The sequence below is a fragment of the Paenibacillus xylanexedens genome (genome assembly GCF_017874615.1).
Taxonomy (GTDB): domain Bacteria; phylum Bacillota; class Bacilli; order Paenibacillales; family Paenibacillaceae; genus Paenibacillus; species Paenibacillus xylanexedens.
Map to the genome: position 1 here is coordinate 68,077 of NZ_JAGIKV010000010.1, position 19,791 is coordinate 87,867.

Genomic DNA, 19,791 nt, shown 5'->3' on the forward strand with positions numbered 1-19,791 from the left:
ATCGGGTTCATGCATGTATCATAGCACAACCCTATTGCTCAGATGCCATAGTTTTCAAGCCAGCGCTGAATGTTCTTCTCCTGCATGTGAAGATACGTATTGATCCACTGGTGGAGATGCATGCGGCGCGGATCAACGGCGATGGCAATATCGTCATCCTGATCCTCCAGCTGCACATATTGAAGATCAAGGGAGTAGGCTGGATTCTGATCCAAATAACGTGAAATTTCAAAAGCATCATAGACTGCAGCGATCACTTCGCCTTGCCTCACACGATCAAACAATTCGGAAGTATTCTTGTAGGCAATCTGATTCTGCGTGGGGAACAGCTCACGTGTGAAGCCTACGTAAGACGTGCCTTGAACAATGCCGATCTGTGTTCCACGTTGCTGAAGCAGCGTTAGCACATCGGGAAATTTGTTTTTTTTGCCGAGCTCCGCAAGTTGAAGGCGGTTAATCAGCAGTGCTTGTTTGAAATGCAGATATGCATTGGAGAACAGTACTCGCTTCGCCCGCTCCAGGGTGATACTCAATTTGGATATGCCGACATCCACCTCCCCGGAAGACACCTGATCAATCACTTCATCGAAAGAATCCGCTGTTCGGATATACTCTGGTTTAACTCCAAGTTTAAGAGCGATGTCGTTGGCAAGCTCAACATCGCTCCCGCGCAGTAACCCTTCTTCATCGGTGTAAAAGAACGGATAACGATCCTCTACCTTCAATCCAATCCTCAGCTTGCCCCTGCTCAAAATATCCCGAATATCTTGCGGATATCCTTCTAATTCTTCCGCAGTATAAACTCTTGGCTCACTTCCCTTAGCTGCCTTAGCTGCTGTGATGTCCGTTTCTGCTGCCCGAGACTGAGCCGTTTCAGTCTGCGGACTTGCTATGGTTGATACAGCGTCTCGGGATACGCTTGTACAGGATGAGAGGATAAGTCCTATAGTTAACATGAACAACAGCAAGATGCACAGCCGGCCGTAACTTCTGATCATGGTTAGCCCCCTTCTCCTGCAAGTGGAAGCTGCGTTTTGCGAAAACAAGCTGCACATACGCTCATCTCGTACACTGCAATTCGTATGTGGCAGACTTTGCAACGCGCAATTGAAACAGTTGCCAGTCCACCGACAACCTCTTCCAGTTCTTCTTCCAGCAGTTCATCGGACTGGGGGTTCTCCTGCTCCGCATCGTTTCCATTCTGTTGATATCCCATCTTCTGCCTCTTTCGAAGATTACTGAAGCCGTATTGTCTCAGATCATATCAGAGAACAGACGGAATACCGTAACCCCACGTTATATTTTGACCACTCATGCCCTGACCATAATCAAGTAACAGGCCTAGACCTTGTACAAGCTCTTCCAATTCAGGCACAGAAGGTTTTAAGGTGAACATATCATAGATCTTCCTGCGACTTCGTCCGGCATTTATGTGGTTCTCCATACGGTAGTAACCAAACGTTAACGTATTGACCGAGACTCGAAAAGGCGTCATCTCTTTGGCAAAGCTTTTGACATATGCCTGGGCACCCTGGTTATACACCGGAGAAGAAGGAAATCCACTATAGTGCATCATATCCGCCAGTATGGGTACGATCATCTGTCCACTTTGTTTACGCGCCATAAAATGACCTGCTGCACGGGTATATAGAAAGAGTTCACTTAACTGACGATGGCTGGTTAGAGCAAAAGCCGCCGGATCACTTTGGAGCTCAGACAGTTCATCCACCCAGCTACTGCCATGAATATAGAAGTCGAGCCCCTGCATATGCTCGGCAGATGCTGACAGTACGGATTCAATTCCCTTCATTCCCAGGTCCGGCGCAACGATAGTCCGGCAGTTCTTCTGGTCGTGCACAGACAGATCGGAATGAAACTGCTCTGCTTGTTCTGATGTGGCGAAGCTTGCTGTAATCTGCAAGCCACGATGTAACAAATATACAACCATCATCTGCATAGCTGTACTCTCTGCATGATGCACATACGCCGTTTTCATTAGCTTCCCTCCCTCTGATTCCTATTCAAGTTTGCCCTTAACGCAAAAAGCCGCCATCCAGTTTTAATGTCTGTCCGGTATGATAACGTGCCGCGGGTCCTGCGAGGTATATCACCGCTTCAGCTACCTCTTCCGCAGACCCTTGCCTTCCGGTGAGGGTGTGGCGCAGAAAATCATTCAGCTTCTCTTGCGACACCTCCCCCGTCATCTCGGTATCAATCATACCTGGTGCGATGGCACTGACCTGAATGTTGTTTGATGCATACAGGCGGGCATATAACTTCGTCAGCCCCATCAAAGCCCCTTTGGAAGCTGCATAATTGCTTTGACCTTCCCGCCCATATATACCGCTCACCGACACCAGGTTGATAATGCTTCCACTGTCCTGAAGAACCATGTAGCTGACCGCTTCCTGTGAGCAATAACAGGCACCAACATAATTGGTGTCCAGCACCTCATTCCACTGTTGCTCTTCCATCCGCAGTGCCATCTGGTCGCTCGATCTTCCGGCATTATTGATCAGGACATCCACACGGCCAAATGTATCAAATACCTCTTTCATCACATCTGCTACAAAAGCATGGTCCGCAACAGAGCCCTTGAACAACCGCATCCGTCCGCCTGCTGCACTCACCTCTTCTGTTAGCCGGTCCGCTGCAGCGTCATCCCTGACATAGATGCCTGCCACAATGGCTCCCTCTGCAATGAATCTCAGCGCTATCGCCCGCCCTATGCCCCGTGATACCCCTGTAACCACAACGACGTGATCACGAAAGGTCATTGGACTCGCGTCCCTTTGGTCTTTCTGGCCATAATCAGTTCGGCAATCGACTGCACATTTCTCAGATGAATCTTTAACTCTGTCGCGGGAAGGTCCTCGACCATCACGCCATATACTTCTTCCATACCAACCATAACCTCAAACGCCTCCACAGAGTCCAGTCCCAGTTCTTCACCGAACAAAATCATGTCATCCGTAATTTCCTCTGCGGTGATGTCCTCCAGTTTGAGTCGATCAATTAACAACGTTTGTTTGATTGTCTGTTTGATCTCATCCATCTCTACCTCGTAATTCACTGTCATATGTGTAAGCCTCCTATAATTTTTTTCAATTAACACGGTTCACTCAGCGACGCTACTGACGATTGCCGCAGAATAACTGCCATTAACGGTAGAACTGATGGTCAAAATATGGCGGTATGCAGAAGAGCGCTCAGGCAGGCCCAGATGGGCGTAGGTACCTTTGGCAAGCTCATGCATGGCTCCCGGGCTTACAAGCTCTGCAGCCGCCGCGAGATGTAACATCGAACTGTACGATTCTCCATAGCCTGCCCATGCATTAAGGTTAATGATCGGCACGGATGGCACGGATGGTACGGCCACAGCTTCCCCGATCGAGGATACAGCGACCTGCTCTAACTCCAATTCACCGGGACGTCCCACTGAGTTGAGCAAAATCAGATCCATTTGCCCCATGCTGGTTTCAGCTTCATGGAGTGCATCGGTAACTGCCCGGATCAACGCCTCGCTCTGTCCCGAAGCGTCCTGTGCTGCGCCAGAAGCAACACCGAGTCCACTCAATTCCGCATAGATCCCGGATCGCGTCTGATCAGCTTCTTCCAGGTCACTGAGGACCATACAGACACTGCCTTCCGTCATCTCGTAACGGCTGTCCTGCAATCCTTTAGCCCGGTCGATATCCTCCGCAAGCTGGGATCGTTCATCTCCAGCACCAATCAGACAAGATGTCAGGGCTCCCTCTCGGATCTTGCCCGTTGCATACAATGCGGCAGTCAATCCCTCATTGCCTCCTGTGCTAAAGGAGCTATTGAATCCCTTAAATTGCAATTTCTCGGCCGTCTGACCAGCAATGGAATTAATGACCGTATGCGGGAAATAGATCGTACTTGCATACTCGGGGCCTTTGACAAATACAGATTCCAGAAAGTTCGAAATACTGCTCGTGCTTCCTCGTGCTGTACCGTAGATAAAACCCGTATGTTCCCGCTGAGACTTGCCCAGCGCTGCATCCTCCATCGCTGCAAGGACTGCACCTATCGTATTCTGTGTGAGCTGGTTCATTCTGCGCTCATATTTGCTCTTATCGTAATCTTTTAAGGAGAAGAAGGACGTCTCCGTTACCTGTTTGGTATCCTTACCGAAAGCCCCGAGTACATTTCCCTTACGGATATCCCCTTTGCTGACGGCACCCACTCCAGTAATGACAACACGTCGTCGGGGGACTGCCTCGCCCGGATGCCCTGCAAGTGAATTCTCACGTTCAGGATTCTGCACGCTTGAATACCGCTCTTCTTCAATTCCATTTGTACGCAGCACAAGCGAAACATTGTGTCCTCCGAAGCCAGAATTGTTGCAGATCATATATTCCGGGCGCATCGGACGCATCGAATGTTGAATGATATCAACATCCTCGCAGCCTTCGCGAGCTTCTTCAAAATGAAGCGTAGCGGGAACGTATCCTTGCCTGATAGCGTAGAGCGAGGTAACCAGCTCCAATGCAGCCGAAGTACCTAATGTATGACCAAAATAGGCTTTGCTTGAGCTGATAGGAATCGACAGATTAGGCCCGAAACTACCCTGCAGACCACTAATTTCAGCACGATCATTTGCCTGTGTTCCAGTCCCGTGTGCGTTTACGTATTCAATATCTGTTTTGGATACTCCAGCAAGGCTGATCGCCATCTCCACTGCACGTTGTATACCCGCACCTTCCGGGTGAGAAGCCGTCATATGATGGGCATCGTTACTCAACCCATAGGCACATAATTCAGCATAGATCGTAGCACCACGTTCAAGTGCGGCGTCCAGTCTCTCCAGAACCACAAAAGCAGCACCTTCTCCCAGATTCAATCCGTATTGGGTGCTGAAGGGTGAAGAGGGACGGGAATTAAGTGCACGGAGTACATTAAATCCGGCATATACACTATGCGACAATGGATCAGATCCACCAGCGAGCATCACATCGGCATACCCCCAGCGAATGAGATCACTTGCATAGCCTATGGCATTACCACTCGCAGCACATGCCGTATTTAACGTTGCGACCGGACCTGCCACACCCAGAACTCGCGCTGCATCATCGCCCTGCTGATAAAATGGATACCGGGACGTATGATCAACGTCCAACTCAGACAGGTTCCACTGTTCTTCCAAAGATAGAACTCCACCGTTACACGTACCCAGCGTGAGTCCGATCCGCGCAGGAAGAACGGATGGCTTTCCACCTGTTCCTTTTGCCCTGTCGTGGTGCTTCATGTTATCCCCATGTGCTATTGAAAGGCCACTATCGATTAACGCTTTCCTCGCAGCAGCGATGGCATACCGTGCACATAAGTCCATGGATAGCTCCGCTGTGCCTGCAAGTGCTCCTTCACGGATGGAATCCTCCAACTGACCTGCAAGTGAACTCTGTAACTTATCCGTGTCGAAGCGGGTTACTTCCCGAATTCCGGTCTCAGCAGCAAGCATACGCTCATATACCATCTGCGGGTGATCGCCAAGTGCGCATAATACGCCCATGCCTGTAATCACGATACGATCCTTCGTGTTGGTATTCTCTCTGTCGCTCATATTCGCCCTCCTCTCCTTATCCCAATCGGATATAACTGCTTCGCTTCTCACTCGTCTTCCAAGAATACGGTGCAAGCCACTGCCGGGAAAGCTTCATCATGATTGGTGTACTTTGGTTAACTGTGAACATCGCGTGGGGGATGCCTGCCTCCGTTTGAACCCGGATGGATCTGCCCAGCATCTGAAAAGCCAGACCGAACTGTTGATATTCCGGCGCAATATACAGTGCATCATACAAGATCGTATCCTCGTCCAGTCGATACGTCATCGACCACCCCTGAACTCCCTGTGTGGATTGAATACCAAAGCTGTTGCTTGGTTCCAGGGGAGCAAAGGTTTTGAACGGAGACAAAAATGAAGGGAAATCAAGCTCTCCTGTTTCAATGGATTGTCTAAGTTGTCCCTCTTCCTGATCTGCCCATAGAAATAACTCCAGCCCATTGGGGATAGCTCGTTCCCTTAACCAGGTCGCCTCAGCAATTCCGCTTCCAAGATGGATATGGAAAACGACTGATTCACATTGAGGCTGTATCCAGCCTTCCTTATGCAATAAAGCTTCGATCGTATCCGACGAAGACTTGTCAGAGTAATAGCTCAGAGAGAGCGTAGCCATTTCTTTCTCCATACATAAAATTCGTGCTTCCTGGAGCAACGATGTAGCGATTTTTTGCCTGCGCCACGGCTTCGATACGAAGATACACTGTAAGACTGCATGCCCGTATCCACCCCGCTGCTCAAGCACAAGCAGGCCCACGGGGACACCTTGCGATTCTGCTCCGATTAACATGAACCGTTCAGATTCCATTGGATCATTCAAGCTCTGTTCCACTTGTTTGTATAACCACTGAAACATGAACGATTTATACTTCAACCTGTCCTGGAGTGTTAGCCGTTTGATAGTGATCATAGTTATCCTTTCTGGCTGACAATAGTGAAGTGGTTAGACATTGTATGGATACATTCGCAGCCGTAATGATAGGATCAATAATTGGATTCATAGCCAAAAGCAGAATGATGGTGACCTCGGAAGGCAGACCGAGCATCTCCGCAATAACCGCGATCATACCAATAGAGACAACACCCGGGGAGCCTGCACCAGCAATCGATATCACCACAGCCCCTGCAAGCACCACGATCCACTGCGACAACGTAAAGTCAAAATCATACAATTGGACGGTAAAGGTGATGCCAAGCGTATACACAAGCACCATACTGTAACGGCACATGATCATGCCCAGAGGTACGACCAATTGTACGATACGCGGATCTTGCTGAAGCTTCATACTCAGTGCCTCCATACAGGTCGGAACGGTGGCGATACTATTCCGTGTACCGAATGCCAGAATTAACGCATCCTTCAATGCAGACAGGATGACCCAGACAGGCTTCCGCAATGTTACAGCCATGATCACAATAGATAGCACAATCAGAATCACGCTGGAAATGTAAAACATCATAATCAACTTCATCATGGCAGGTAGAATATCCAAATTTAGTGTCGCGAACTGCCCTGCCATCATACAGAAGAGTGCAAAAGGCAATGCGTACATGGACCAGGAGATCACCTTTTGAAACGCTCCAAACAATACATCAGCAATCTTCAGCACGTCATCTCCCTGCGGTGTCCGCATCATGCCGACTGCCACCCCAACGATCACGGAAAAAAACAAGATTTGCAGCGTATTGTTTTCCGTCAGCGCTGTGAATATATTGGATGGAATCATGTTAAGCAAAAACGAAAATATCCCCTGCGGCTTCTCTTCGATGGACAGGGCACTGTTATCGGCGCTCAGATCGTATACAATAGCCCCAAGTACATGTTTGGATTCTTCTGGCAGCCCTGCACCCGGACGGCCGATTCCACCAAGACCGAGACCTAGCAGACCACAGAATATCAACGCTATGGTATATACCATGCACATGCGAACGATCATCTTCATCGCTCCGCTCTGGATAAACAGACTGCCGATGCTAGAGATGATGGCGGTCATCATAATGGGAATGACACACATCTTCAAAAAGGACAGATACAGATCGCCAAAACGTGATACGGCATGAGCCAACTCAGGAACGTATAATCCTGCCGCAATTCCAGATACCATACAGAGCACAATCATCCAGAATGATTTGATCCATTTCAATGAGAAAGCTGTCTTCCTTGACACGCAGGCACCTCTTGTTCGTCATTGTAGCCATGGTGACTGCTGCACTGAATTCCTGTTCAGACAGCGGACTTTTCGGCTCGTGTTAAGCAATTTGGAGTGCGATCCTACCTGGGTAGGGGATCACACTCCAATTCATTCCATGCTTTTTAATATAAGTATGAAGTATATAAGGAAGACTACTTGGCTTGTGCGTTACCGTAATTCTCTCCAACACGGATGGCTGCTCTTGCAGCATCCTCGGCAATACTACCCACGCCATTGAAGAAATCAGTTGCGCCGTCTTTGCTACCACCAGCCACAGATTCCAGCTCGGTTTCTGTCAACTCATCCGCCTCGCCGCGTGCTTCTGGCAATACAATCGTTGCGTGGTAACCTGTTCCATCCACTACATTGATTTTGAACTCACGTGGTACTTCTTGACCCGTTTCTTGCTGAATTGCTGCGTAGATGTCGCTTACAGCCAATGCGCGGAATGCTGCATCCGAACTTGCCTTAGCCATAACTGCGTTAACCGTTTCTTGAATCTGCTCTTCTGTCCAACTCATGTAATGATTCCTCCAATAGATCGATTTGGTTTCTTACCTTATTCAGCATAACAGCCCAGTTTCAAGCAACGCTCAAGGTTACTTCAAGTTTAGTTCAAATCTACGCCAGCTGACGGCTGGCCAGTTCCGCGAAGAGCCCGTTCTGCTCCATCAGCTCCTGATAGGTGCCAGACTGAATGATTCTGCCTTTATCAAATACATAGATATGATCCGCCTGCGTAATCGTACTGAGCCGGTGTGCAATCACAATCCTTGTCACCTGAAGCTTGCTGAGGCTTTGGCTGACAATACGCTGTGTTCGGTTGTCCAATGCACTTGTTGCCTCGTCAAAAAAGAGAATCTTCGGCCGTTTGGCAATGGCTCTGGCAATCATTAAACGCTGCCGTTGTCCACCAGACAGTGTACCTCCACCTTCGGAAATTACGGTATGCATGCCCATCGGCATGCTGCGGATGTCATCATCGAATCCAGCCATGGCTGCGGCCTCCCAAGCATCCTGAATCGTCAGATCCGACGTTCCTGTGATATTCGTGAAGATATCACCGGACATCAGTTTGCTATTTTGTAACACCACCCCGAACTGACTCCGAAGCAAGCTGATATCAAGCGAACGCAGATCCTGACCATCGAAATAAATAGAACCGCTCTGAGGTTGTTCGAAACCCAGTAACAATCGCATCAAGGTAGACTTTCCACAGCCTGATGCCCCGACAAAGGCTACATATTGTCCTGATTTGATATCCATCGACAGGTCGTTCAACACAAGTGCCTGATCCTCTTCATACCGGAACTGGATATGGCGAATCTCGATCGCTCCACTCACCTCACCCGGATCTTCCAACTGATCATGGATTTCAGGTAACGTTTTGAGAATGGGTTTGGCCCGTTCATATAATGGAACAATATTCACCACGGATAACAGTGCTGTAGCCATACCGAGCATGGCCATAAGGAAGCTGGTAAATGCAGCGAAAAAGGCGATAAACTGTCCTGCCGACATTTCTGAACGGGTAGATACCACCAGATAGAACAACACCATTGATGTCAGCAATGGGAAAAAGGCTTGAAATACACTGGAGAAGCTATCCAGCATCCGAACTTTATAGGACCACTTTTTCTGCTCCGCAAATGCTCTGGCCCACAAGAAGAAAGCCCGGTTCTCGGCTGCTGCCATCCGAAATTTGCTCATTCCGTTCAATAGCTGAAGTACTGTTCCGGCAATCTGTCCCTGAAGCTCCAACAATCGGCGCTGGTAACGTACCTGTAGCAGGCCAATCGCAAAGGTAAATGACATGGAGATGAGGACAAGACCACCCGCCACCAAGGCAAGAACAGGACTATACCGGAACAATAATGCAAATTGAAAAATGGAGAACACACCTGTTAGCAGCGAACTGATTACTGCACCGGATAACAGCTGCCGAATCGCATTGATGCTTCCCGCTCTGGAAGCCAAATCCCCGGCTGAATAGTTTCGGAAGAACGAAACCGGCAGATTCAGCAATCGATCCCAGATGGCAGCCTGAACCGCATTCTCCACGCGTCCTTCCATACGCAGCGCGGCAAGTGAACCTGCGAGTCGGAACAAGGCAATCGATAACACGACCGCGATGAGGATAAAGGCCATCTGTACCAACGGCCCTCGATAAGACTCCGGTATAATGGTATCCACCAGAATACCGCTGGCGAGCGGGACCATAATGCCCAGTAATCCAGCCAGTGCCCCCATCAGAATCACCATCACGAGATCCCGACGAACCGAGTGGTGAGCACCATACTGAAGCAGGTCTTTGATGCCAAGCTCACGCGCAGGAAAAGGCCGGTAAAACATGTACGCCATCGGCTGTATGGTAGCCGCCATTTCATCATTAACGAACCCATTTTCCCCGTGCATTGGATTCTCCCAGCGATAAGAATTGGCCCCTGCCGGGATTAATGCAATTGGCTCGCCTGATGTCTCCAGGTATCCAACAAGCGGTCCATTGTCCGCTTCCCACCATTCCCCTTTAAGTGCGACTTGGCGGGAACGCACACCGGAAGCTTCCGCCATCTCCTGGACAGGCGAACGCTTTGATTGGCTTTTTAATTTTCGTGTAACAGGCTTCATCACGATACCAGCATAGTCCCCAACGATCTTGCCTACGGGGTAAAGCGGATCAGTAGAATAAAAGGAGACAACTTGCTGCTCATCCGGCCCGGTAACGGCAATCAGTTTTTTGAGCGCATGGTCCATTAAGGAATCATCATGCTCCGTACGCTGTTGCAAGCGTTCCTGTTCCTGCAAGCGTTCCTTGGCAACCACGACCGCAAGCCTATTGGCGACTAATCGATGGAAGGCATATAACCCGTGAAGTGACGGATCTGTGGGTAACCAGGACTGTGTTGCTCTTACATCGACGACAGCCGCTTGTTGCGTTTCCAGCCAACCCGAGGACGTTACGGGTATGTAACAAGCAACTTCTGTAGTAACGGGATGTTCTTTCCCCCAGAGTATCGTGCCATCCTGTACTTTAATCCAGACGGTACGCATCGGCCTCCAGGTCTGATCAGGTATCAGATTCTGATCTTCCCCAGGTTCCAACAGTGTAAATTCAAGTGGTGAATTCCGTACATTCAGTGCTGCCGACCAACTACCAACCCACTGATCTACCCTGGATGCCAGCCACTCGTTATCCCACTGGTCGTTTAATCTTCGGTTCAGGAGTAACTCTTTATCTATCCGGAATACTTTGGTACCAACAGACGCTGTTAACAACAAGCCCATTCGCTCCACCATCTGACCATTGTCAAAGCCGAACAAAAGCGCTCCCTCATCCAGACTGAACATATAACGGCGTTTATGTCTTGTTCCGGCGTTCTCTCCTTCCATGACTACAGCAAATACATCCACGTAACCGGAAGCCACGTACCATACACTGTTCTCATCCGTAATCAGAATAGGGTTATTTCCTTCCACATCATGAATCATTCCAACCTTTGTAAAAAATGACTCCATTTTCGTCCTGATCGGCTCTGCCACGCTTTCACCCCCTCCTGCAACCCTGTTACTGACTCTGAATAAGACGGGTGTAATATCCGTTTTGCTCCATCAAAAACGTATGCGTACCCCGTTCAATTATCTTCCCGCGTTCCAGTACAATAATCTCATCGGCATCCCGGATGGTGCTCAAACGATGAGCCACCGTAATACAGGTCAGACCTCTGCGCCGAAGACTGTCATCGACCAATTTCTCTGTTGCCGGATCAAGTGCACTCGTCGCCTCATCCAGGATCAAAATCGACGGATTGCCTGAAAGGGCTCTGGCTATTTCCAGCCGCTGCCGTTGTCCTCCGCTGAAGTTACCGCCATTCTCCGAAATCAAGTGATCATACCCACCGCTACGTTCTGCGATATGGTCATGAATGACGGCATCTTTGGCTGCACGAACGACATCCGTCTCCGGAATCGTTGCATCCCAGAATGTAATATTTTCCTTGATCGTGCCTTCAAGCAGCACAATCTCCTGATCCACAACGGCCAGGGAATTGCCCATCCGATGCCTGGAGATCTCATCCCGACGCAGATCATCAAATCGAATCTCACCTTCCCACGGTTCATATATTCCGGCAATCAGTTTTGCAATCGTGGATTTTCCGCTGCCCGAACCGCCAACCAGAGCCACCTTCATACCTGGCTGAATAGACAGATTAAACTGGTCAATTAATGGTGCCTCCAGCTTGCTGTATCCGTATGTCAGATTACTGATCTGTACCTGACCGGATAACTTGGCACTGTCCTTCTGTTCGTCTGCTTCATCCAGATCCGATTGAATCTGACGATCCACCGGATATTGCAACACGTCATCCAAACGTTTCATGCTTCCTCCTGCTTCCTGAATCGTTCCTGCCAGCATGACCATCTCATTCACAGGCTGACTGAAGCTTGCAGCAAGACTTTGAAAAGCGACCAACGAACCAATGGTCAACGCCCCGTCCATGACTTGAAAACCGCCAAAAAATAACACGGCAACAGCCCCCAGACTGGTCAACAGTGTGGGAACAGACATCAGAAACTGATTTGATACGCCAAATTGCTGATTGGATTGCAACAGTTTTGCCTGATAACCTGACCATTTGACGAAAAAATCAGACTCAGAGCTATTGGACTTCAACGTCTCAATAACCTGAAGTCCATTCATGGAGACACCCTGCATCTTGCCGCTTTCCTGCAACAGGCGCAGATTCTGATCGTTGCGCTTACGCGTGATGAATTGCATGAATATAACATTAAGCAGGGATACCCCTACCGTAACTACAGCTAGCAATACACTGTACTGCAACATCAGGAGCAGATAAAACAGGATCATGACACAATTCAGTGCAGCGACTGCCAGCTGTCCAGACAACAGCTGCGCGACCCGATCATTGATGGCCACCCTTGATGCGATGTCTCCGCTATGCCGTTGGGAAAAAAATTCAATCGGCAACCGGAGTACATGCCAGAAAAAACGACTGGATGAGCTTAAAGCCAGTTTCATCTCCAGTCTGAGCAAGTAGTAGCGCTGCAGCCAAATCAGCAATGCACGCAGCAGTGCCGTTATTCCCATACCAACCAGAAGCGGGAATAACCAATTGGTCAGATGTCCAAGTAAGACCTGATCAATAAAAATTTTGCTGAACACCGGAATGACCAGACCGGGCAGAACCAGAAACAATCCTGCTATAATCGCATAGACCAGTGCCTTCTCCGAACCTTGGATTCGACTGGAGAGAGAGCTAAGCAGACTTGACGTTTTGCCTTGTGGGACATAACCCTCCGCAGGCTTCATCGTCAGTACAACACCCGTGAACGACTGATCTAATTCCTCAAAGGTAATCTCCCGCGGGCCCGTAACCGGATCATTGAGGAACACCCGATCCTTCTGAATGCCCTCCAATACTAGAAAGTGATTGAAGTTCCAGTGGATGATGACCGGCCATGGCATGTTTCTCAGATCCTCGGGATTTTTACGGTACCCTTTGGCTTCCATTCCATATTGCCTTGCTGCCTTGAGAATATTGTTCGCTTTACTGCCATCACGGGACACGCCACAGGATATCCGAAGCTCCTCCAGTGGAATGAAACTTTTGTAATAGGAAAGTACGATCGACAGTGAGGCAGCTCCGCATTCTACAGCTTCCATTTGTAATACCGTCGGCGTTTTCACTCTTCTTGGGGCCACTACTCCATCATCCTCCCTATGCCTGTTCGACTATATTGACTCCTCATTTGAAATAGGGAATGACGGTTGCAATCGGTCGCTGCGAATGAACCGTAATGGTTCCATCCACCGTCATTCCGCTATTCAGACGCACAGGCGGACCTTGTTTCGTTGTCCAGTTATAACCACTCGACAACTCCGAGTTAGGCGAGAGATTCACGCGCACTTCCAGCGAGAGACCTTGCGAGGCCATCTGCTCCACAAGACCCTCGTTACCCAATGTAGACTGTAACTCCTGTACCGTTACGGGGAATTCAGATACCGAAACGACCTGCCCGATCATGGAGCCATATTCTTCACGATTGACGGTACTTGGCGAGACACGGACTTCCATGCCCGGAAGTAACTGCTTGCCTTGATTTACGGGCACATACATAACCCCTATTAATTCATCCGTCTGAGACCCGTAGGTCTCCATCCGGAACATCTCCGTTCCTTCACCCACATACATTCCATTCTTAACTAACACCTCGGTGACCTTTCCTGTGTAAGGACTGACCACTTGAGTCTGGTACTCATAGTTCAGTAACTGCTGCTCCTGCTGCTGTTTTAACTTGCCCAGCTCCGCAACACGCCCTGACTTGCCTTGAGATGAGGCACTTTGCAGATTGGTGATAGCAAGCTTCGTTTGCCTGATCTGGTCAAGCAATGCCGGTTGCTCGATTCGACCAATCACCTCTCCTTGCTGAACCGTATCATTCTCCACCACTGCAATATCGGAGATTGCGCCTTCTGAAGAGGTGTGTACCGTTTTTAGGCCGCCCGGCCGAATCAATACACCCTGTCCTTCTGCCCTCGTGGTCATGGTGCCAAAGATTCCCCAATACAGCGCAGCTGCCAGAATTAAACCTGCTCCGATGAGCACCAACCAGCCTCGGGGAGAGGTGACACGTACCAGATTATCCAGCTGTTCAGGAGAAGACAGCCGCTCAAGGGCTACTTTTCGAAAAACCTGTTTATTCATCCTGACCTCCCCCTTTCGCTGAATCTCGTGATGAATCTGAAACGGGCTTCAGTGTCTGAAATTTGCCCTGCTGTAACTTCTTCATTACAATGCTCATTCCCTGAACATCACCCTGGGTATCAAAAAAGTGTTCCCCCGTAACCCCCTCCCAAGATGTAAGGTCGGACAAAGCTTCTGCTATCGCTTTCGGACTTCGTGAACCTGCTTCTTCTATACCCGCAGCGAGTAATTTCAGTGAATCATATGCCTGTGCTGCCCATTTGTCCGGTGCCTTACCATAGTGTTCAATGTAGGTTGATCGAAAATCTTGATTGACGGTCGATTGTCCCTGATCATCGTATACGGAAGCGACGATTGTGCCTTCTACGGACCCGCCGCCTTGTGCAAACTCAGCCGAATCAAGCGCATCTCCCCCGATGATAGGGGTATCCATACCCGCCGCACGGATTGCTTTGACAAATGTAATTCCTTCGTCCGCTCTTGTCGCGATCATAATCAGATCCGTGTCCAGTGTCTCCCATTTATTCGCAATCCGCATCATGTCGGCTCCGTCCTTATAACCTGATACGCGGTCAACCACATTCTGTCCGGATAGTGTAGCCTGACGTTCAAATGCATTCGCGAGCCCTCTACCATACTCGTCATCGGTATAGTAGATTGCGATATTCTCATGCTTCGTGCCCGCAGCATACAGGGCAAGGGATTGCCCGATCTGATTATCATTCGGTATATTTCTAAAAATATAAGGACTGCTCACATCGGTCAGTTTGGGCGAGGTCGATGCCGGAGACAACAGTACAATGCCCGCATTGGCATATATGCGTGAAGCCGGTACGGTTACGGAAGAACCCCGATGCCCAATGACCGCACTGACGGAGGGATTATCGGCAAATTGCTGCGCGATGGCCATGCCCTTTGTCGTGGAAGCGCCATCGTCCATCTCCAGCAATTTAATTTTTTTTCCTCCCAGAACACCCTCTTTGTTAATCTGCTCCAGCGCCAACTGAAGTCCTTCACGAAATTGTTCATTCTGCTTCTCAAAAGGCCATACAGCTCCCACGATGACTTCATTTGATGAGCTTCCAAGCGTCTTTTCTCTGATCTGGTCTGGCGCAGTGTCAGATGAACACCCACTGATTACCAGTGCACCAAGCAGTACCACACTCCACAACACCCATTTCAGGTGATTCCCCCCATTTCCATTCACTAGACCTATCTCCCTCCAGAGCTCAAACCTGGAACGCCCAAGTTTTAATATCATTAATTATAGAAGCAGCCGAATCATCAAGACCATAAATTGAAATTCAAGTTAACCTCAATTTCATATCAAATTTAATGTATCCAATCGACTTATCCCGGTCCACATGCGATACTTGAAACAGAATACATCGAGGACTTTCGACGAACGATTGGAAGGATACGGACTTTGACCAAAGCGATATACATAAGGAGAATGAACGCCCTATGTCTTTGAAAAACACGATTTTGATCGTCGATGATGATCATGAAATCAATGAATTGTTAACGATGTCTTTGAAACGGGAAGGTTTTCAGACTATATCTGCATACACTGGCGTGGAGGCACTTCGAGCTGCACAGGAGCATTCACCTGATCTTGTACTCCTGGATGTGCTGTTGCCTGGGATGGATGGTTTTCAAATCTGTAGCGAGATTCGTAAAACGAGTAATGTGCCTATTTTGTTCGTAAGTTGTAAGGATGAAGCCACAGACAAAGTCATCGGACTTGGGCTGGGAGGGGACGACTTTATCTCCAAACCATTTAGTCCAATTGAGCTGATTGCACGAGTCAAGGCTCATATTCGGAGAAACAACATGCCACAGAAACAAGAGGAGCAGGTGGATGAAACGCTGGTATTTGATCAACTACTCATCGACCCAGCCACCCATCGTGTACTCGTCGGTGACAAACCCATTGCTTTGTCGGCCAAGGAATTCAAATTATTGTTCCATCTTGCGAAGAACCCTAACCGCGTATACAAAAATGAACAGCTTTTCTCGCTGCTCTGGGATGATGTGCATATGGGCGATACGCATACAGTTATGGTGCATATCTATAATCTGCGGAAGAAGCTGGAACAAAATCCGGCCAAGCCACACTATATCCGTACAATTCGGGGTGTCGGGTACAAATTCAATGACAAGCCTGTTGAATTCGCAGAGTAAACGTATTACAGCACACAGGTATGTACGTTCATTCAAACTAAAAAAGCCGCCAGAATGGCGGCATGATGATGGTAACTATATTCTCTTTTTCATTGAATGATTAACTAACGATATCTGCTTCCCGGAATTCTTCCACGAAACTATCCAGCCAATCCGAACCATAGTCCAGCGCACCCATATCACTCTCAATAAAAGCAACATCTAGTCCCATCACCCAGAATCGGCGAGCAATAATAAAGAGATCAACCGCCTGCTCATCTTCGGCAGAGAAGCTTCTGACTGAACGATATCCTGCCATGAGCGCATCCCATAATGCTGCTTTTCGCTCATCAGACTGCCTTTTTCGAACTTTCACTTGAGCTAAATCATAGGCACGCCAGCCTTTGGCTGCCCACTCGAAGTCATAATGGATGAACTGATGTTCCTGTTGAAATACATTGTTATTCCCATGCATATCGCCATGGCACAGACCAAAGTCCAGATCTTGTCTGGAAGTGGCAACGATGCGTTCTTTTAATGTTGTGGCAAACGTATGGAGAAATGCTGCTGCTTCATTGTTCTCACCGATATAGTGGATAATTCGCTCAAGGGGTTCGTCAATAAGTAATTTCAGATCCAGCTCATATCGTGGCAGCTCCATGTTCACCTGATCCATAGCCTCATGCAATTCAGCCGCAGATTGGCCAAAGGCGTAACAAGACTCCTCATCCTCCAGGTTGTTCTCCGTACCCTCAATATACCGAAACATCACAGCAACCCGTTTGCCTTCCGCAGCCTCCAACACCGTATATCCCGTATGATCTTTCTTCTCGATGTATTCTCCAATGTCAGTATGTTCCGCAGAACCTAGAACGTTCTTCAGTTGAGACAATAACGAAAGCTCATACTGAACATCTTCCTCCGAAATTTCAGTGCGGTAGATACGGAGAATATACATGCCACTGGATGTACGAACCCGGTAGGTATCATTCAATCCCCTAAGCCAAAACAAACATTCTTCCCATGTTCCAATGTCATACTCATCCCTCAATGCAGACTCGAGGTATCTGGGGTTAAGCACTGAACGTAAAGCAGTCGGTTGAATGGACATATGGTTGCTCCTTCGGTTTAATATGATTATTTCTCATCAGATTAACGATGTAATCCTTTTCACCTATCAACCTATAACATAGTATATTTTTTATTTATTTTCCAGAATATATATTTTGATGAGTAAATACTCTTTAGACTCCTATAGTTCCATCTCGCATCAGCGGGATTAGATAGGGCTATTTGCATTGGCCCGCTTTCCAGATTTAAGCAGGTTATTACGCGCTGGATCGCCGCCAGTGCTCGACAATGCAGCACATTCACGGAAGGCAAAATGTTTGCACCCCTTACATTTCTGAACATCCAGATGCTGCAATGCATAATTGATAGCTTCACCCGTGTGCTCAAACATATGATCCGAACCAATCCGTTCAATCAAACCTGTTCTCTTCAGCATTTCCAACGGTTGCGCCTGAATGCCTGAAAGTAAAACTCTGCCCCCGGATCTCTCCATATGTTTGACAACACGGGCCAGATTGGATTCACCTGTTGTATCCATAAAAGGCACCTTGCCCATGCGCAACAGCAGAGTACCTGGTCGCCGATGAATCGAATCCATGACCGACTTCTCGAACATATCCGCTGCGCCGAAAAAAAGTGGCCCTTCAATTGTATATAGGCTTATTTGCGGACAGTCATGTCCTTCCCGAACCATGTGGGCCATGACTTTCTCATGTTTATGATCGGGATCGGGCAGTACTTTGGCAACCTTTAACATCTCACTCATGCGTTTAACAAATAAAAGAACAGCCAGAATCAACCCAACCTCTACAGCCGTTGTCAAACTTGTAAATACGGTCAGCAAAAAGGTAATCAGCAGAACGAGTGAATCGCTCGTTTTGGTTTTCATGACATGTACGAAGGATCTTCGTTCACTCATATTCCAGGCAACCAGCATGAGAACGGGAGCCATACTGGCAAGAGGAATGTGGGATGCATATGGCGCAAAGAGAACAAGTACCAGCAAAACCACTACACCGTGAATCACGCCAGACCATGGCGATACTGCGCCGGATTTGATATTTGTTGCTGTACGTGCAATCGCTCCTGTTGCAGGAATACCACCAAATAACGGCGTCACCATATTAGCAATCCCCTGCCCAATCAACTCTCGATTGCTGTTATGCCGACTTCCGGTCATGCCATCGGCAACAACTGCGGATAGCAGCGATTCAATTCCACCCAGCATGGCGATGACAAAAGCGGGTTGCAGCAAGTTCACAATACGCTCCCAAGTGATCTCTGGCACATGAAACTGAGGCAAAGAGTTAGGTATGGCGCCAAAGGACGAACCAATTGTAGCCACCTGCCCTTCAAAAAAGAACGCCGCGACTACCGTCGAAAGAACCAGCCCCACCAGTGATGCAGGCACCTTTGGTGCAAACTTGGGCACAAGCAGAAGAACAGCCAGACAGATTCCAGCTGTAAGCACACTGTATATATTAATCGTCGAGATATGTATCCCGATTTCTTTCATATTGGACCAGAAATCCTCGTGTTTCTCGATGCCTCGAAGTCCCAGAAAGTTCGTAATTTGTCCGCTAAAAATAATGACGGCGATGCCTGCCGTAAAACCGATAGTCACCGGCCTTGGAATAAACTTAATTAATGCCCCAAGCTTGAATACGCCCATAAGTACAAGCATCAAACCGGCCATCATTCCGGCGATCAGCAGATTCTCATATCCATACTGCATCACAATGGCAAAGAGGATCGGAATGAATGCCCCCGTTGGCCCACCAATCTGGAACTTGGACCCACCCAGCAAGGAAATGAGAATCCCTGCGATGACTGTGGTATACAATCCATACTCCGGTTTGACCCCGGAAGCGATGGCAAAGGCCATACCGAGTGGAATCGCAATGATACCTACAATCAGTCCTGATAACAGATCCTTGCGAAAAGCGGCAGCATTGTACCCTGTATATCTCCCCATCCATTTCATGTACCAAAACCTTCTTTTCTTCATATATTTGAATATTTGAATATATTTAAAAGACTACTCCCCTGCATACAT

At 48.4% G+C, this 19,791-nt stretch carries 16 protein-coding genes; 1 reads left to right on the forward strand and 15 read right to left on the reverse strand.

What is annotated here, in order from left to right:
- Positions 1 to 38 precede the first annotated feature (38 nt).
- The 13 genes from J2Z28_RS14890 to J2Z28_RS14950 all read right to left on the reverse strand — a co-directional run bounded on the left by J2Z28_RS14890 (position 39) and on the right by J2Z28_RS14950 (position 15,708).
- Positions 39 to 998 carry a substrate-binding periplasmic protein gene (locus tag J2Z28_RS14890; protein ID WP_211083071.1) on the reverse strand — a complete coding sequence of 320 codons (960 nt, stop codon included), beginning with the start codon at positions 996 to 998 and terminating at the stop codon, positions 39 to 41.
- A gap of 2 nt (positions 999 to 1,000) precedes the next feature.
- A complete protein-coding gene (locus tag J2Z28_RS14895; protein WP_211083072.1) occupies positions 1,001 to 1,216 on the reverse strand; it encodes a hypothetical protein in 216 nt (71 codons plus the stop codon).
- 48 nt (positions 1,217 to 1,264) lie between these two features.
- The gene (locus J2Z28_RS14900; protein WP_211083073.1) at positions 1,265 to 1,996 is read right to left on the reverse strand and encodes an SDR family oxidoreductase; all 732 of its coding nucleotides are present in this window, start codon (positions 1,994 to 1,996) and stop codon (positions 1,265 to 1,267) included.
- A gap of 37 nt (positions 1,997 to 2,033) precedes the next feature.
- Positions 2,034 to 2,777 (reverse strand): SDR family oxidoreductase, encoded by a 744-nt coding sequence (locus tag J2Z28_RS14905; RefSeq protein ID WP_211083074.1) that lies wholly within the window; start codon positions 2,775 to 2,777, stop codon positions 2,034 to 2,036.
- Entirely contained in the window at positions 2,774 to 3,079 is a 306-nt protein-coding gene (locus J2Z28_RS14910) for a phosphopantetheine-binding protein (protein WP_211083075.1), read from the reverse strand. Before J2Z28_RS14910 ends, J2Z28_RS14905 begins: the two co-directional genes overlap by 4 nt.
- A 39-nt stretch (positions 3,080 to 3,118) precedes the next feature.
- A complete protein-coding gene (locus tag J2Z28_RS14915) occupies positions 3,119 to 5,587 on the reverse strand; it encodes a beta-ketoacyl-[acyl-carrier-protein] synthase family protein (RefSeq protein ID WP_211083076.1) in 2,469 nt (822 codons plus the stop codon).
- Between the two features lie 16 nt (positions 5,588 to 5,603).
- Positions 5,604 to 6,440 (reverse strand): GNAT family N-acetyltransferase, encoded by an 837-nt coding sequence (locus J2Z28_RS14920; RefSeq protein ID WP_211083077.1) that lies wholly within the window; start codon positions 6,438 to 6,440, stop codon positions 5,604 to 5,606.
- A gap of 7 nt (positions 6,441 to 6,447) precedes the next feature.
- Entirely contained in the window at positions 6,448 to 7,752 is a 1,305-nt protein-coding gene (locus J2Z28_RS14925; RefSeq protein ID WP_076253771.1) for a dicarboxylate/amino acid:cation symporter, read from the reverse strand.
- Positions 7,753 to 7,928: 176 nt separating this feature from the next.
- Positions 7,929 to 8,297, reverse strand: a complete 369-nt coding sequence (locus tag J2Z28_RS14930; RefSeq protein WP_017690595.1) for a hypothetical protein — start codon at positions 8,295 to 8,297, stop codon at positions 7,929 to 7,931.
- Between the two features lie 100 nt (positions 8,298 to 8,397).
- A complete protein-coding gene (locus J2Z28_RS14935) occupies positions 8,398 to 11,316 on the reverse strand; it encodes an NHLP bacteriocin export ABC transporter permease/ATPase subunit (RefSeq protein WP_211083078.1) in 2,919 nt (972 codons plus the stop codon).
- A gap of 25 nt (positions 11,317 to 11,341) precedes the next feature.
- A complete protein-coding gene (locus J2Z28_RS14940) occupies positions 11,342 to 13,498 on the reverse strand; it encodes an NHLP family bacteriocin export ABC transporter peptidase/permease/ATPase subunit (protein ID WP_211083079.1) in 2,157 nt (718 codons plus the stop codon).
- Between the two features lie 43 nt (positions 13,499 to 13,541).
- Positions 13,542 to 14,501 (reverse strand): NHLP bacteriocin system secretion protein, encoded by a 960-nt coding sequence (locus tag J2Z28_RS14945; protein WP_211083080.1) that lies wholly within the window; start codon positions 14,499 to 14,501, stop codon positions 13,542 to 13,544.
- Entirely contained in the window at positions 14,494 to 15,708 is a 1,215-nt protein-coding gene (locus J2Z28_RS14950; RefSeq protein ID WP_211083081.1) for an ABC transporter substrate-binding protein, read from the reverse strand. Before J2Z28_RS14950 ends, J2Z28_RS14945 begins: the two co-directional genes overlap by 8 nt.
- Before the next feature lie 257 nt (positions 15,709 to 15,965).
- Here J2Z28_RS14950 and J2Z28_RS14955 point away from each other — a divergent pair, with 257 nt between their 5' ends.
- Positions 15,966 to 16,685 carry a response regulator transcription factor gene (locus J2Z28_RS14955; RefSeq protein WP_076253775.1) on the forward strand — a complete coding sequence of 240 codons (720 nt, stop codon included), beginning with the start codon at positions 15,966 to 15,968 and terminating at the stop codon, positions 16,683 to 16,685.
- A gap of 100 nt (positions 16,686 to 16,785) precedes the next feature.
- Here the strand turns inward: J2Z28_RS14955 and J2Z28_RS14960 are convergent, their stop codons facing one another.
- The gene (locus tag J2Z28_RS14960) at positions 16,786 to 17,775 is read right to left on the reverse strand and encodes a phosphotransferase (RefSeq protein ID WP_211083082.1); all 990 of its coding nucleotides are present in this window, start codon (positions 17,773 to 17,775) and stop codon (positions 16,786 to 16,788) included.
- A 168-nt stretch (positions 17,776 to 17,943) separates the two neighbouring features.
- On the reverse strand, positions 17,944 to 19,719 hold the full coding sequence (locus J2Z28_RS14965) for a SulP family inorganic anion transporter (RefSeq protein ID WP_211083083.1): 1,776 nt from the start codon (positions 19,717 to 19,719) through the stop codon (positions 17,944 to 17,946).
- Positions 19,720 to 19,791: the final 72 nt, after the last annotated feature.